We start from the raw sequence: 14,512 nt of genomic DNA, 5'->3' as shown, positions 1-14,512 counted from the left end.
GTGATTTTATGAATATAGATTTTAATGTTATATTTATGACATTTTTAATTGTAATACTCGTTAGTATTCAATACACTTTAAATAAAATATTAATAATTTTAAAAGAAATTAAAGACTCTGAAAAGAAAAAAATCGAATTTGAAAAAAATAATAAAAAAATTCCAAAGGAGGACTATTTTGATGAACAAAAGAGAGGTTACTAGATTTACAAGAGAAGAAATTGCAAGTAAAGTAAAAGAACTTGGAAAACAAATTACAAAAGACTATGAGGGAAAAGAACTTGTTGCTATTGGACTTTTAAGAGGTAGTTTTGTATTTCTTGCAGATTTAGTTAGAGAGATAGATAGACCTATTGTGGTTGATTTTCTAACAACTTCTTCTTATGAAAATTCCGAAATTTCAAGTGGTACAGTTAATATTATTTCAGATATTAGAGAGAATATTGAAGGAAAAGATGTCCTTCTTGTAGATGATATTATGGATTCAGGAAATACTTTAAAAAATGTTAGGGAATATATTTTGACTAAAAAACCGAATAGTGTTAAAACTTGTGTTATGTTGGACAAACCTTGCAGAAGAGAAGTAGATATAGTACCTGATTATTTTGGATATCAAATAGAAGATTGGTTTATAGTTGGATATGGACTTAATTACGGAGATAAGTATAGAAATATTCCATACATTTTTTCTTATGAGGACTAATATGTACGATAAATTTTCTTATATTTATGATGAACTTATGAAAAGGCAAGTGGATTACAATCTACTTGCCTCTAATGTTATCCAAATATGTGATAAGCATAATGTAGAAGTGAAAAATATTTTAGAATGTGGAATGGGTAGTGGGAATTTAACTGAAAAATTTTTAGAAAAAAAAATCTCCGTTGACGGTTTCGATATTTCTGACAATATGTTATCTATTGCTTATGACAAATTGGTTGATTATGAAAATGTTAATATTTTAAAAGGAGATATTAGAACTTTTGTATCAAATAAAAAATATGATTTGATATGTTGCTTTTTTGATGTTTTAAATTATATAAAATCTTTAGATGAAATTGAAATGTTTTTACAAAATTCTAAAAAACAAATGACTGAAGATTCAATTTTAATGTTTGATGTAAATTCAGAATACAAACTAAAAGAATATTTAGCAGATAATACTTTTGTTGTTGAAGAAGATAATGTTTTTTATACTTGGAGAAATTATTTATACAAAAAACATATAGATTTTGAAATAGACTTTTTTGTTAAAAATGAAAAAAATACTTATGAAAGAATAACAGAAAGGCAAAGACAATATATACACTCGGAAAATGATATATCTGAATTAATTAAAAAATGTGGATATGAAATTTTAGAAATTATTGACTTTGAAACTTTTAAAGATATACGTAAAACTTCATATAGAATATTATATGTCTTAAAATTGAAAGATAATGTTAAAAAGTAAGATTTGACAAATAAAACAAATAGGTATATAATGTAGAAGAATGTGAAAAGCATTCCATATATTTTTAAGGAGGTATTTTTATGAGTTTATTCGCTCAAGAAGTGGCAAAACAAAAATATTGGTCACTTATCAAAATCGATAATACTTTAGTATTATTAGCTATTCTATGTGCAATAGCAGCGTTCAGTATTTATCTTGAACAAACTTATAGCTGGGCAGGCAAAATTACAGGTTGTATTTTAGCTTTAGCTTTTACAATGGTTTTATCAAATGCGAAAATTATTCCGGCAGAAGACACAAAGGCATATGATATAGTATGGGGTTGGGTAGTTCCACTTGCTATTCCTATGTTGCTTTTCAAAGCCGATTTAAAGAAGGTTTGGAAAGAGTCTGGTAAAGTATTAGGAATTTATTTACTTAGTGGTCTTGGTACAATCGCTGGTGCATTTGTTGCATTTTTCTTATTAAGGAATTTTATTCCTGAACTTTATAAATTAAGTGCAATGATGGTTGGTACTTATACTGGAGGAAGTCTTAATTTAACTGCTATGGCAGATGCGTTCCCACTAGATGATAAAGGTTTATTAGGTTCTGCAGTTGTAGCTGATAACTTGTTTATGGGAATTTACTTTGTAAGTTTAACAATTATTCCTACAATGAAATTCTTTAGAAAACATTATTCTCACCCTTATGAAGATGAAATGGAAAAATTAGGTACTGCTGGTGAAAATAAAGCTGCTCAATTCTGGGCTAAAAAAGACGTTTCTTTATTAGATGTTGCCAAAGTTATTTCTATTGCATTTGTAATCGTTGCAATTTCAACAGAATTAGGTAATTATATTTCAAGTTTTAAACCTGATACTAAAGAAATGGGAACAGCTATGAAATTCTTTATGGATTTATTCTTTGGTTTGTTAGGAAGTAAATATTTATTAATGACTACAATTACAGTTATTTTAGCAACTTATACTAAGTTTTTAACTAAAGTTTCCGGAGCTGAAGAAATAGGAACATTCTTAATTCACATTTTCTTTGGAGCAATTGGGGCACCTGCATCAATTGAAATTATCTTAAAGAAAGCTCCATGGTTATTAGTATTCTGCGTTATTATCGTAGTTATAAATATGATTATTTCATTTATTTTTGGTAAGATTTTCAGATATTCAATCGAAGAAGTTTGTATTGCTTCAAATGCTAACATAGGTGGACCAACAACAGCTGCCGCACTTGCAATCGCAAGAGGTTGGAATCAATTAGTTGTACCTGCAATGTTAGTTGGTATTTTAGGATATGTTATTGGTAACTACTATGGAGTATTTATCGGTAATATATTAAAATTATTCTAATTATGATTTGTAGTATAAAACTTGAAAAAAATGGAGAAATGATTTTATCTAACAATGGACAAGAGATTATAACTCATAGTACAAAATGTAAAGAAGTAAATTCCGGATATATGACTCCGGGTGCTATGTTTATGGGTGCTCTTGCAGGTTGTAAGGTTTTAACTTTTTCAAAATCTGCAAAATATTATAAAATTGATTTTGAAGATTTGAGCATAGAAGTTGAGGCTGATGTGATAAATACAGATAATATTGGTGATACTCCGTTTAAAAATCAAGAGTATTCAGAAATAAGAACAAAATATTCTTTAAAGACAAAAGCAAGTGTAGAGGAAATTAATAAAGTAATTGAACTTGCTAGTAAGTTCTGTACGGTTAATATTGCAGTAGATAGTAATATTAAACAAACATATACAATAGAATTAAAATAATGTTTAAAAATCACAGATAAAATGTCTGTGATTTTTTTGTGTGTAAAAACTTTACAATAATATCACAAAATGATATAATGATTTATATATACACTGGAGGAAATTATGAAAAATAAATTTTTACTCACATTAACATTATGTAGTTTTTTGCTTGGAAGTACATATAAGGTTAGAGCAGAAGAAAATAATTTGACAGATAATTATAGAATATATGAACCTTTTAATTTATCCGATACAAAAAACTTAGAATTAACCGGAGAATCTACAATAGATTTTTCAAAATCAACGGCGAATGAAAATAAAATAGACGGAATATATAAAGCTAATTATAATTTAAAGAGTACTAACAATGGAAATTCTACTTTAAAAATGGGAATAACTTTTAGTAGTAGTATTGAAAAGTTAAGTAATTTTTCAATTAAATTGGACGGAGCTGATGTTCCATATTCATTTAAGTTCTTGAATGATAAGTTTAAAGCTCCTACGGGAAGTGAGTTTTATAAAGAAATTATTTCAAATATTGATTCACCGATTTATGAACCGGTTAATTTTAAAAAAGAAGATGTTGGAACTCTTAGAAAATTTAACTTAGAGGCAGATAAGGTTGATAATTTAAAATATGAAATTACTATAAAATATTCCACAGATAAGACAAAGTTATTTTTATCAGGTGGTAAAGATATAAAAATTGATGAAAATAAAAATAATAAGACTATAGTATTAACTCATGAACTAAGTGGAAAAAGTAAAACACCTATTTTATATACAATAGGTGATGATGTAAATATAACGACTAAAATATTTTTAGGCGAAAAGGAAATAAATTCAGGATATAAAGAAAATATTGAAAAAGCGTCAGTCAATGTTAAGGACTTTTTGAAAAATATATTTTTAGGTGAAGTTCCTGAAAATGTTCGTCAAAGATTTTCTGAAGATAATTTATATGAAATTTTTGTTGAAAATTTTGATAAAATTTTGGGTGGAAGTGGTTATGATACTTTAGGAATTTTAAAGCCGTTTTCTGATAAACAAATTGTTGCGACTTTTGAATTTCCTATTGAGCCGAAAGTTGAGAAAAAGTTAAATATTAATTATCCAATTTCTGCAACTCTTACTACTGTAAATGATGTGAATATTATGAAATTAAATTTAGAAGCATCTCCTTTTTCAACTTTTGATAATTTTAAAAATTTTAAATATACATTTGTTGGAAATGATGATTATAAATTTATTATAAATTCAAATACAAAGTATAAAAATACTAAAAACGGTTCAGAGATTACATTAACAAAAGCACCTGTTGAGCTTATAACAAATTTAGTTCATAAAGAAAGCTATGTTAAAGGAATTAGTAAAAAAGAGGCAAAATCTTATACTAATTATGCACTTATTGTGTTAGGTATTGCTGAAGTTGTAGGAGTTTTGTATTTAAAAAATGTTTACTTTAAAGGTAAAAAAAGAAATATAAGAAGATAGAAACTAGAATTTTATTCTACTAGAATTTTATTCTAGTTTTTTCTTTTTCTTTTATTTTATTGCATTTGCAACAGAAATATTTTGAAAATTATTATAAAATTAATATACTGTTAGGAGGTAATTATGAGTAAAATAAATTTTGATGATAAATTATATAATATTTTAAATGGAAATGAAAAACTTTTACAGTTTTTTATAAATAATGGTTTTGACCAATTAAAAAATGAAAAAATGCTAAAAACAATGGGTAAAATGGTTTCTTTAAATATGGCTTTAAAAGTTAGAGGAATAAATAAATCTGCTTTTGAAGAAAAATTAGATTTATTTTTAAATGATGAGCATACTTCAGTTGACAAATCTTTAGAAGAAGAAAAAGAAATTACAGGTGATGTCATTGTTAAAGGGGTTTTACCTTGTCCGTTGAAAATTCCTATTTTAGAGGCTTTTGACAAATTTGTTGAGGAAGAAAAAACTAAAGGAATAAATATAGGTTATGAATTAAAATCTGCTAATTTAGGTGTTGATTGGATTGAAAATGATATTAATTCAGGCGATATTGATAAAGTTTCTGATATTATGATTTCAGCCGGTTTTGAATTATTCTTCGATAAAGAGAAATTCGGTAAATTTTTTGAAGAAGAAAAATTTTATATTGAAAATAAGAAAATGAATAAAGATTTTGATAATGAAGAAATTTGTTTGAGAGACCCTAAAAATATTTACAATATTGTTGGAGTAGTGCCTTGTGTATTTTTAGTAAACGAAAATAATTTAAATGGTAAAGAAGTTCCAACTTCTTGGGAAAATTTACTTTTTAGTGGAGATTATACAGATAGTGTTGCAATTCCTTTAGCTGATTTAGATATGTTTAATGCATTAGTTGTAACAATTTATTCAAAATGGGGAGTTGAAGGAATAAAGGCTCTTGCCAGAGTTTATAAAAAAAGTTTACACCCTGCTGAAATGGTTAAGAAAAAAGGAGATTCAAAAAATAATCCGATAGTTAGTATAACTCCATATTTCTTTACGCAAATGGTATCAAGAAGTTCAGCTCTTAAAGTTGTATGGCCAAAAGATGGTTCAATTATCAGTCCGATATTTGTAATGGCTAAGAAAGATAACGAAAAAGCACAAAAAGTTGTTGAATTTTTTAGAGATGAAAATGTTGGAAAATTGCTTTCTTCAAATGGGAAATTCCCTACAACAATTTTTGGGGTTGACAATATGTTAGATGAAAATTCTAAATTTATGTTCTGTGGTTGGGACTATATCCATAACAATGATATAGTGAAGATTATGAAAGAATCAGAAAAGATTTTTAATGAAGAAATTTTAAAATAGAGGTTTATATGAATTTGGTAGTAGTTTCTGGTCCTCCTTCATCGGGAAAGACCAGTGTTATAGTTAAGACAATTGAAAATTTGAAAAAAAGAGGTATTAAAGCAGGAGTTGTAAAGTTTGACTGTTTATATACAGATGATGATTTAATATACAAAAAAAATAATATTTTAGTTAGAAAGGGATTATCCGGTGCTTTGTGTCCTGACCATTTCTTTGTTTCAAACATAGAAGAGGTTGTTCAATGGGGCGTTAGTAATGAATTGGATATTTTAATTACAGAGTCAGCAGGACTTTGTAATAGATGTTCTCCCTACATTAAAGATATAAAAGCTGTATGTGTTATAGATAATTTATCAGGAATAAATACACCTAAAAAGATAGGGCCGATGTTAAAAAGTGCAGATTATGTAGTTATTACAAAGGGGGATATTGTTTCACAAGCTGAAAGAGAAGTTTTTTCTTCAAGAGTTGCATCTGTTAATCCAAGCGCCATTGTAATGAATATAAACGGACTTACAGGACAGGGAACTTTTGAGTTAAGTACATTGTTATATGATGAAAGTAAATCAATCAATACAGTAAATGGTATGGAATTAAAATTTGCTATGCCGACAGCTCTTTGTTCTTATTGTTTAGGAGAAAAGAAAATAGGAGCAAAATATCAAATGGGAAATATTAAAAAGATGAAGTTGGAGGATAAAAATGCGTAATTTAAAAATTGGTAAATTAATTGAAAAATATCCTTTTGCTGAAATGTTTTTTGAAGAAAATAATTTTGATATTTCAAATGTTTTTGATTTATCTTTTGTAGAATTTTTAAATTCTTTTTCAGAAGAAGAAAAAGAGGAGCTTGCAATAGATGAAAATTTGCTTTGTGAATCTTTAGAAATTTATATTGAGCAGATGAAAAATTTCTTTGGAGTTGAAGATAATGAAGTTAATTCGATAACTTTACTTGCAGGGACAGATAAATTTGGCAATAAAGAAAATTACGATGAACTACAAGTAAATAAGTCTGAAATAATTTCAATCGTGGGACCTACCGGAAGTGGAAAGTCAAGACTTTTAGGGGATATTGAATGGGTCGCAGATAGGGATACTCCAACAAATAGAAAAATTTTAATTAATGGAAAAGATGCAGATAAAAAATGGAGATTAAGCGCAAATAACAAATTAGTTTCACAACTTTCTCAAAATATGAATTTTGTTATGGACTTAACTGCTTATGAATTTATAGAACTTCATGCAAAGAGCAGAATGGTTCAAAATGAAGAAGAAGTTATAAATAAAATAATTACAGAGGCAAATAAACTTGCAGGAGAAAAATTTGACCTTTCAACGCCGATTACTTCTTTGAGTGGTGGACAATCAAGAGCGCTTATGATTGCTGATACTGCAATTTTAAGTTCATCACCAATTGTTTTGATTGATGAAATCGAAAATGCAGGAATTGATAGAAAAAAAGCATTAGATTTGTTGGTTAGTGAAAATAAAATAGTTTTAATGGCAACACATGACCCTATACTTGCATTAATTGCCGATAAGAGAATTGTAATAAATAATGGAGCAATAGTTGCGATTCATGAAACAACAGAAAAAGAAAAAGAATTACTTGTAGAACTTGAAAAAATGGATAATGTTATGCAAGACTTAAGAAAAGAATTAAGATATGGTAATTCATTAGACAATTTTGAAATATAATGATATAATAAATATATTAAGTAGGCTACTTCGGTAGCCTTTGTTATTGTGAAACAACAAGGTTTCCGGGTACCCACCCGATGCAAAGCATCGTGGAAGAGTGGAGGTCCTATGTTTAAGGAGAATTTATGCAAAAATTTGAACTTTTGTCTCCTGCCGGGTCTATGGAGGCTTTGAAAGCAGGAATTCAAAATGGTGCAGATGCTATTTACTTAGGTGGTAGCAGTTTTGGGGCAAGAGCCTCTGCAACAAATTTTGATAATGATGAATTGATAGAGGCTGTAAGATATGCAAGTCTTAGAAATGTAAATATTTTTGTTACGGTTAATACTTCTGTAAAGGAAACTGAAATTGAAGAATTAATTTCTTATACAGATTTTTTATATAAAATTGGAGTTAGTGCGATAATTCTTTCTGATATTGGAATGGCAAGTCTTTTAAGAAGTCGTTATCCAAATATGGAATTTCACGCATCAACTCAAATATCTGCTCATTCTTTAAATGATGTTTTAGAATTGAAAAAAGTAGGTTTTGATAGAGTTGTTGTTGCAAGAGAGTTAAGTGTAGAAGAAATTAAAAAAATTTGTGATACTGTAGATATAGATATTGAAGTTTTCATTCATGGGGCAATTTGTGTTAGTTACTCAGGACAATGCCTTATGAGTTCTATGCTTGGGGAACGTTCAGGAAATAGAGGACGTTGTGCTCAACCTTGTAGGCAAAGCTACAAGTTAATAAATAAAACAACTGGAAAAATTATTGATGTAAATGGAAATTATCTTTTAAGTCCGAAAGATTTGTGCAGTATTGATAATATCGAAAAAATTTTGGATACAGGTGTTAAGTCTTTAAAGATTGAAGGAAGAATGAAAAGACCTGAATATGTTGCGGTTGTTACTTCAAGATATAGAAAAGCAATAGATAATTACATCGAAAATAAAGTTACAACGAACAAAAAAGAATTAAAAGATGATTTGGAGGCTATTTTTAATAGAAAATTCACTTCAGGTTATCTTATGAGTAAAAATGGCTCGGATATAATTAATTTAGATAAACCTAATAATATAGGTGTAAAGGTTGGAGAAGTTTTAAGTTTCAATCAAAAGAAAAATAAATTAAAAATAAAATTATGTGGTAAATTGTCTAAGGGAGATGGAATCAATTTAGGTGGAGGAAATATTGGTAGAATAATCAAAAATGGAGAAATTTTTGACTTTGGAGTTTCCGGAGATATTATAGAAATTGATTTTATTAAAAGTGTAAAGCCTAAGACAATAGTTTATAAAACTTCCGATAAGTCATTGGTTGATGATGCTAATAAATCTTTTAGAGAAGGAATCGAGAATAAAAAAATTGACTTAAATTGTGAAATTTTTATTTCCGTTGGAGAAAAAGCGAAATTTACTTTAGAAAATATTGAAGTTTATTCTGATGAAATAATCGAAAAGTCAAATAATAAAAAAATTGAAATTAAAAATGTTTTGGAAAAATTATCTAAAACTGGCAAAACTCCTTTTAATTTTATTTTCAAAAATGTTTTTGTCGATGAAAATGCTTTTGTTCCTGTTTCCGTTTTGAATAATCTTAGAAGATGCGCAATAGAAAAATATGAAAAAGAAAAATTAGATTTTTCAAAAGAAAGAATTATATGTTCCTCTAATGATTTATCATCTTCAAAAACAAAAAAATTTGATAATGGAAAAATTACTTTAAAGGTGCATAAAAATTCTCAGATTGATAATCTTTTAGAAGATTGTAGCATATTAGAATATGTAAAAGAAATTTATACCGAAGATTTTAGTTTGATTGAAAAGTATTATGATAGACTAAAAAGTAAAGGTATAGATTTAATTTATAGTGCTTTAGGGGTTATCAGAAATGAAGAGTATGATACTGTAAAAAAATATTTATCGAAAATAAATAGGGAAATTTTGAAAAAAGTTCAAATATCAACTTGGGGTTCAAAAAACTTTTTTGAATCAAATTTTGGTACTGAAAAATTTAATATAGATACATATTTTAATATATATAACTCTTATTCTGTAAGATTTTTTGAAAAATATTTTAATGCAGAGGATATAACCATTTCTCAGGAGATAAATAAATTTGAAATAAAAAATTTAGTTGAAAACTTAAAAGAAAAAAATATTAACATAGATATGATTGTATATGGACATACAAGGTCAATGCTTACAGAATATTGTGCAATGGGAGTTTTGACAAAAGATTGCCATAAAGATAGACGTTGTGCCGAATGTGCAAGAAGTGATTATGCTTTGAAAGATATGGAAAATAGAGAATTTAGACTTTTTCAAGATATTTTTTGTAGAACGGAAATAAGAAATCACATTCCTCTTGATTTGAGAGAAGATATGAAAGAGATTTTTGACTTGGGTATTGATAGGGTAAGACTTGATTTTACTTATGAAGATAGCGAAAAAGTTTATGAAATTTTAAAAGAATGTATTGATTATCTAAAAAATTCAAAGAGAATAAATTCTCCAAATGCCTTTAAGGGACATTTCATTACTTCAGTTAATTAATTTTTATAAAGCCTTAGGGCTTTATTTTTTTGAAAAAATTTATAAAACATTGAAAAACAAATAATTTTTTGATAAAATTAAAGTTGAATAAAAATGGAGAAGTGTGTATGAAAAAGGGAGATTTTATTTTAATATTTACTTTACTTGTTATTTTTTGTTTTTCTTTTGTTTATATAAACAAGAGTTTTGTATCGACAGAAGATAAATATATAAGTGTTCAAGTGAATGGAGAAGAGATTAAGCAAATAACTTTTGGAAATGAAAAAAAAATTTATCCGATAAGAACGTCTTTTGGACTTAATATTTTAGAAGTTGATAAAGACGGAGTCAGGGTTATTGAGGCAAGCTGTCCTGATAAACTTGATGTTAAGTTTGGAAAAATTAGTAAAGTTGGACAAGCTATTATCTGTATGCCAAATAGACTTGTTATACAGATAAAATCAAGACAAAATAATGATTTGGACGTGGTAAACTAATGAGTGCTAAAAAGACTATGTTGATTTCGTTATTTGTTTCTGTTGCTTTAATTGTATCTCTTTTAGAATATTATATCCCAATACCTATTCCTAATGTTCGATTGGGTTTATCCAATGTTATAATCATAAATGCGATTTTAATTTTTGGTTTTAAAGAAACATTTTTTATTTCATTTTTAAAGGCGATTTTACTGGTAATTATTCTGGGAAATCCAATAAGTTTTATATATAATTTTTCAGCAGGGTTTGCCAGTATAGTTGTTATGTATATAGTAAATAAGTTTTGTAGTAAATTTTTAAGTTTAGTGGGGGTTAGTGTTTTAGGGTCAGTTTCTCATATAATGGTTCAAATATTAATTTCAATGATACTTTTAAATACAAAAACTTTAGTTAATTTTATTCCGTTTTTAGGAATAATAGGGATATTTACAGGAATTTTAGTTGGTATTCTTGCTAATTATATGTATAAAATTTTAAGAGGTAATTATGTCAAATAATGATTATGATGATTTTTTAAAAGAATTACAGATTTATTTAGATAAAAATTATAATGATAATGTTGAAAATAATAAAATCTTTGAAAAAGAATCTAGAGAAGAAAATATATCTTTAGAAGATAAAACGATAAAAGAAGTAAATAGTGTAAAAAATATTGGATATAGAGATGTTGAAATATTTACTACTTCAATAAAAGATTTAAATGATAATGATAAGCCCAGAGAAAAGTTATACAAATTTGGTGCTGATAAATTGAGTGAATATGAGCTTATAGCAATTTTACTTGGAAGTGGTTCAAGAAACGAAGATGTTTTAACACTTTCAAAAAAATTGTGGCAATATATGAATAAATTTCATAGGATAAGTGAACTTGCAATAGATGATTTGATGGAAATAGAAGGTATCGGATTATCTAAAGCTTGTTCAATAATTTCTGCATTGGAGCTTTCTAAGAGAATAAATATTAGAGAGTGTGTTGATAATTTTTCAGTCGGCTCACCTAAGAGTGTTGCAGATATTTTTATGAATATATTAAGAGATGAAATGAAGGAGCATTTTTATGTTCTTCTGTTGGATACAAAGAATAAAATAATTTCTTGGGACGAAATTTCAAAAGGTGATTTAAATTCATCTATCGTTCATCCTAGAGAAGTTTTTAAATATGCTTTAAAATATAGTGCAAATAGTATTATTTGTTTGCACAATCATCCAAGTGGAGACCCGACACCAAGTATGCAGGATATAGAAATTACTAAAAGATTACAAGAAGTTGGAAATTTAGTTGGAATAAAATTGTTAGACCATATTATAATCGGATACAATAAATATATTAGTTTAAGAGAAAAAGGAATAATGAATTAAGAGAGGTAGAAAAAATGAGTTTTTCGTGGATTTTTGGGGAAGATTTAGCCTTAGATTTAGGAACGTCTAATACTTTAATATACTCAAATAAAAAAGACGGTAAGATTATTGAGCCTTCTGTTGTTGCAGTTGATTTGAATAATTATGAGATTGTTGCCGTTGGAGAAAAAGCAAAAAGTATGGAGGGAAAAACTCCAGATAATATAATAACATTGGCACCTATAAAGGGAGGTAAAATTATAAATTTTGAAATTGCTCAAGTAATGTTGACAAATTTATTTAAAAAAGCAAAATCAAGTTTTTCAATTTTTAATCCTAAGGTTTATATTACAATATCAAGTGGAATTTCCGAAGTGGATAAAAGAGCAATAGAAGATTGTGTAATTTATTCCGGAGCAAGAAGTGTTGAATTTATACCAACTGCAGTTGCATCAGCTGTTGGAATGGGACTTCCTGTTTTGGAGCCTTCAGGTAGTATTGTAGTTAATATTGGTGGAGGAACTGTTGATGTTTCTTTGGTAAGTCTTGGAGGAGTTGTTGCCTCTAAATTTGTTGATATTGGTGGAGATTCAATTGATTATGATATTGTAAATATCGTTAAAAACAAATATGATTTGATGATTGACAAGGAAACGGCAGAATATATAAAAATAAATTTGGCATCATTTATTACAAGTAATATCACAAATAATCTTTCTATATTTGGTAGAGATATAAATAGTGGTATGCCTAGAAATGCAATAATCTATGGAAAAGATATAACTTCATCACTATTTCCACTTTTTAATGCAGTTACAGATGCAATAAAAGTAATATTAGAAAAGACACCACCTTCAATGACAGGTAATATTTTAAGAAATGGAATCTTTTTAACAGGGGGCTGTTCTAAGATTAACGGTTGTGTTGAATATTTAGAAAATGAAATAGGGATAGCTGTAAATGTTGTTGAAAATCCATTAACTTGCACATGCGAAGGTGCTAGTAAATTGATTAATAAGATTAAGATTAAAAACAATAGGAGAAAGAATAATGAATAGATTTAGAAATATTAAGTCCCGTAAAAAGAAAATTTCTTTTTTTATGACTGTTATAATTTTAAGTTCTATAATTTTTTTCAGTGCTACTTCTTCTATTATGAATATTGGAGAAAATGCAATTGGAACAGTTACAAGTTCTGTTTCAAGATTAGTTTATTCTTCAATAGCAAGTTCTAAAGAAGTTTTTACAAATATTTTCGGCTCCAAATCTATTAGAGAAGAAAATGAAAAATTGAAGATTGAAAATGCAGAACTTAAAGAAAAAAATATTAATATGGAAAATATAATAGCCAAAGAAGATTTTTTGAAAAATGAATATAATTTATATTTACAAAATAAGGAAAGTCTTATAAGTGCTAATGTTATTGCATTAGATAACAATAATTTATTCATAAGATTTAATATAAATAAGGGAAGTAAAGACGGCGTAAAAGTCGGAGATATTATCGTTCAAGGAACTGCTGGAGATAAAGAAAATACTTATATTAAAGCTGTTGTTGGTAAGGTAATAGAAGTTGGATATAATTGGAGCAAGGTTTCAAGTTTAGTTGACTCTACAAGTAATATTTCATTTAATATAGTTAGAAGTCAATCTTATGGAGCTATAAGTGGACAAGAAAACAATCTTCTTTCAGGTTTTATGTATAAGTCTGATGCTGACGTTGTTGTTGGTGATAGGTTAGTTACTTCAGGTAGAGGTGGAATTTTTCCCAGAGATTTATATATAGGAGAGGTTACAGAAGTTAAGTCTTCAGATAATAATCTTGAAAAGAAAATTAGTGTTAAATCTCCTGTTGATTTTACAACTTTATTTAGAGTTTTTGTATTAAAAGGAAATGGTGGTAGTAATGAATAGATTAAAGGTTGTGTTAATGTTTTTTGCAAGTATAATGATACAAACAGCAATATTACCTAATTTTAGTATATTTAACTCTAAGGCTAATCTAAGTTTGGCTCTTGTAGTTGCAATAGCTATGAATTTTGGTTCTTATCCTGGCGGATATTCTGGAATTGTACTTGGTTTTTTTGAAGATATTTTATTTTCAAGAATAATAGGTGTAAGAGCTCTTATATACTACATTATAGGTTTTATAGTTGGATATAGCGAGGACTCCATAAACAAAGGAGATATACGTTCAGGCTCTATAATTACAGTTGTAGCAACTTTATTTTATTGGGTTATGAATACAATAATTTATATGTTCTTGGAAAGTTCATCATCTTCTGCTCTTTTAAAGTATTTAAAAGGGTCGATAATTATTGAATTGATTTTAAATGTTTTATTGTACTTGGTATGTCATTATACTTTGAAGAAGATGTTTAAAAAGAAAAAATTTAGATTTTAGTAGGTA

At 27.3% G+C, this 14,512-nt stretch carries 16 protein-coding genes; all 16 read left to right on the top strand.

The annotated features are described in order from the left end of the window. Positions 1–8: 8 nt before the first annotated feature. The 16 genes from ACKTSI_RS04245 to mreD all read left to right on the top strand — a co-directional run bounded on the left by ACKTSI_RS04245 (position 9) and on the right by mreD (position 14,506). Complete coding sequence (locus ACKTSI_RS04245; RefSeq protein WP_068472172.1) at positions 9–203, top strand: hypothetical protein; 195 nt, start codon at positions 9–11, stop codon at positions 201–203. After that, complete coding sequence (gene hpt / locus ACKTSI_RS04240) at positions 181–702, top strand: hypoxanthine phosphoribosyltransferase (RefSeq protein ID WP_068472174.1); 522 nt, start codon at positions 181–183, stop codon at positions 700–702. Before ACKTSI_RS04245 ends, hpt begins: the two co-directional genes overlap by 23 nt. Position 703: 1 nt before the next feature. After that, positions 704–1,453 carry a class I SAM-dependent DNA methyltransferase gene (locus tag ACKTSI_RS04235; protein WP_407862570.1) on the top strand — a complete coding sequence of 250 codons (750 nt, stop codon included), beginning with the start codon at positions 704–706 and terminating at the stop codon, positions 1,451–1,453. Positions 1,454–1,533: 80 nt separating this feature from the next. Beyond that, positions 1,534–2,799, top strand: coding sequence for a DUF819 domain-containing protein (locus tag ACKTSI_RS04230; protein WP_201275708.1), 1,266 nt, complete (start codon positions 1,534–1,536; stop codon positions 2,797–2,799). Between the two features lie 38 nt (positions 2,800–2,837). After that, the gene (locus ACKTSI_RS04225; RefSeq protein ID WP_231723239.1) at positions 2,838–3,227 is read left to right on the top strand and encodes an OsmC family protein; all 390 of its coding nucleotides are present in this window, start codon (positions 2,838–2,840) and stop codon (positions 3,225–3,227) included. A gap of 105 nt (positions 3,228–3,332) precedes the next feature. Beyond that, complete coding sequence (locus ACKTSI_RS04220) at positions 3,333–4,703, top strand: hypothetical protein (RefSeq protein ID WP_068472181.1); 1,371 nt, start codon at positions 3,333–3,335, stop codon at positions 4,701–4,703. Positions 4,704–4,826: 123 nt separating this feature from the next. After that, the gene (locus tag ACKTSI_RS04215; protein WP_308577013.1) at positions 4,827–6,044 is read left to right on the top strand and encodes an ABC transporter substrate-binding protein; all 1,218 of its coding nucleotides are present in this window, start codon (positions 4,827–4,829) and stop codon (positions 6,042–6,044) included. An 8-nt stretch (positions 6,045–6,052) separates the two neighbouring features. Then, entirely contained in the window at positions 6,053–6,754 is a 702-nt protein-coding gene (locus ACKTSI_RS04210; RefSeq protein WP_288868926.1) for a GTP-binding protein, read from the top strand. After that, positions 6,747–7,745, top strand: a complete 999-nt coding sequence (locus tag ACKTSI_RS04205) for an ATP-binding cassette domain-containing protein (RefSeq protein WP_407862569.1) — start codon at positions 6,747–6,749, stop codon at positions 7,743–7,745. Before ACKTSI_RS04210 ends, ACKTSI_RS04205 begins: the two co-directional genes overlap by 8 nt. Before the next feature lie 128 nt (positions 7,746–7,873). Next, positions 7,874–10,288, top strand: a complete 2,415-nt coding sequence (locus ACKTSI_RS04200; protein WP_407862568.1) for a DUF3656 domain-containing protein — start codon at positions 7,874–7,876, stop codon at positions 10,286–10,288. A gap of 107 nt (positions 10,289–10,395) precedes the next feature. Then, positions 10,396–10,764 carry a NusG domain II-containing protein gene (locus tag ACKTSI_RS04195; protein ID WP_288980415.1) on the top strand — a complete coding sequence of 123 codons (369 nt, stop codon included), beginning with the start codon at positions 10,396–10,398 and terminating at the stop codon, positions 10,762–10,764. After that, the gene (locus ACKTSI_RS04190; RefSeq protein ID WP_068472194.1) at positions 10,764–11,261 is read left to right on the top strand and encodes a Gx transporter family protein; all 498 of its coding nucleotides are present in this window, start codon (positions 10,764–10,766) and stop codon (positions 11,259–11,261) included. Before ACKTSI_RS04195 ends, ACKTSI_RS04190 begins: the two co-directional genes overlap by 1 nt. Continuing rightward, positions 11,251–12,123 carry a DNA repair protein RadC gene (gene radC / locus ACKTSI_RS04185; protein ID WP_407862567.1) on the top strand — a complete coding sequence of 291 codons (873 nt, stop codon included), beginning with the start codon at positions 11,251–11,253 and terminating at the stop codon, positions 12,121–12,123. Before ACKTSI_RS04190 ends, radC begins: the two co-directional genes overlap by 11 nt. Positions 12,124–12,137: 14 nt before the next feature. Then, on the top strand, positions 12,138–13,160 hold the full coding sequence (locus ACKTSI_RS04180; RefSeq protein WP_288980414.1) for a rod shape-determining protein: 1,023 nt from the start codon (positions 12,138–12,140) through the stop codon (positions 13,158–13,160). Further along, complete coding sequence (gene mreC, locus ACKTSI_RS04175; protein ID WP_068472200.1) at positions 13,153–14,016, top strand: rod shape-determining protein MreC; 864 nt, start codon at positions 13,153–13,155, stop codon at positions 14,014–14,016. The genes ACKTSI_RS04180 and mreC overlap by 8 nt, the downstream gene beginning before the upstream one ends. Next, complete coding sequence (mreD, locus tag ACKTSI_RS04170; protein ID WP_407862566.1) at positions 14,009–14,506, top strand: rod shape-determining protein MreD; 498 nt, start codon at positions 14,009–14,011, stop codon at positions 14,504–14,506. Before mreC ends, mreD begins: the two co-directional genes overlap by 8 nt. The last annotated feature ends 6 nt before the right edge of the window (positions 14,507–14,512 follow it).

Origin of the sequence: Parvimonas parva (assembly GCF_045866535.1) — a bacterium.
Classification (GTDB): Bacteria; Bacillota; Clostridia; order Tissierellales; family Peptoniphilaceae; genus Parvimonas; species Parvimonas parva.
This window is presented reverse-complemented; position numbering and strand designations above follow the sequence as displayed.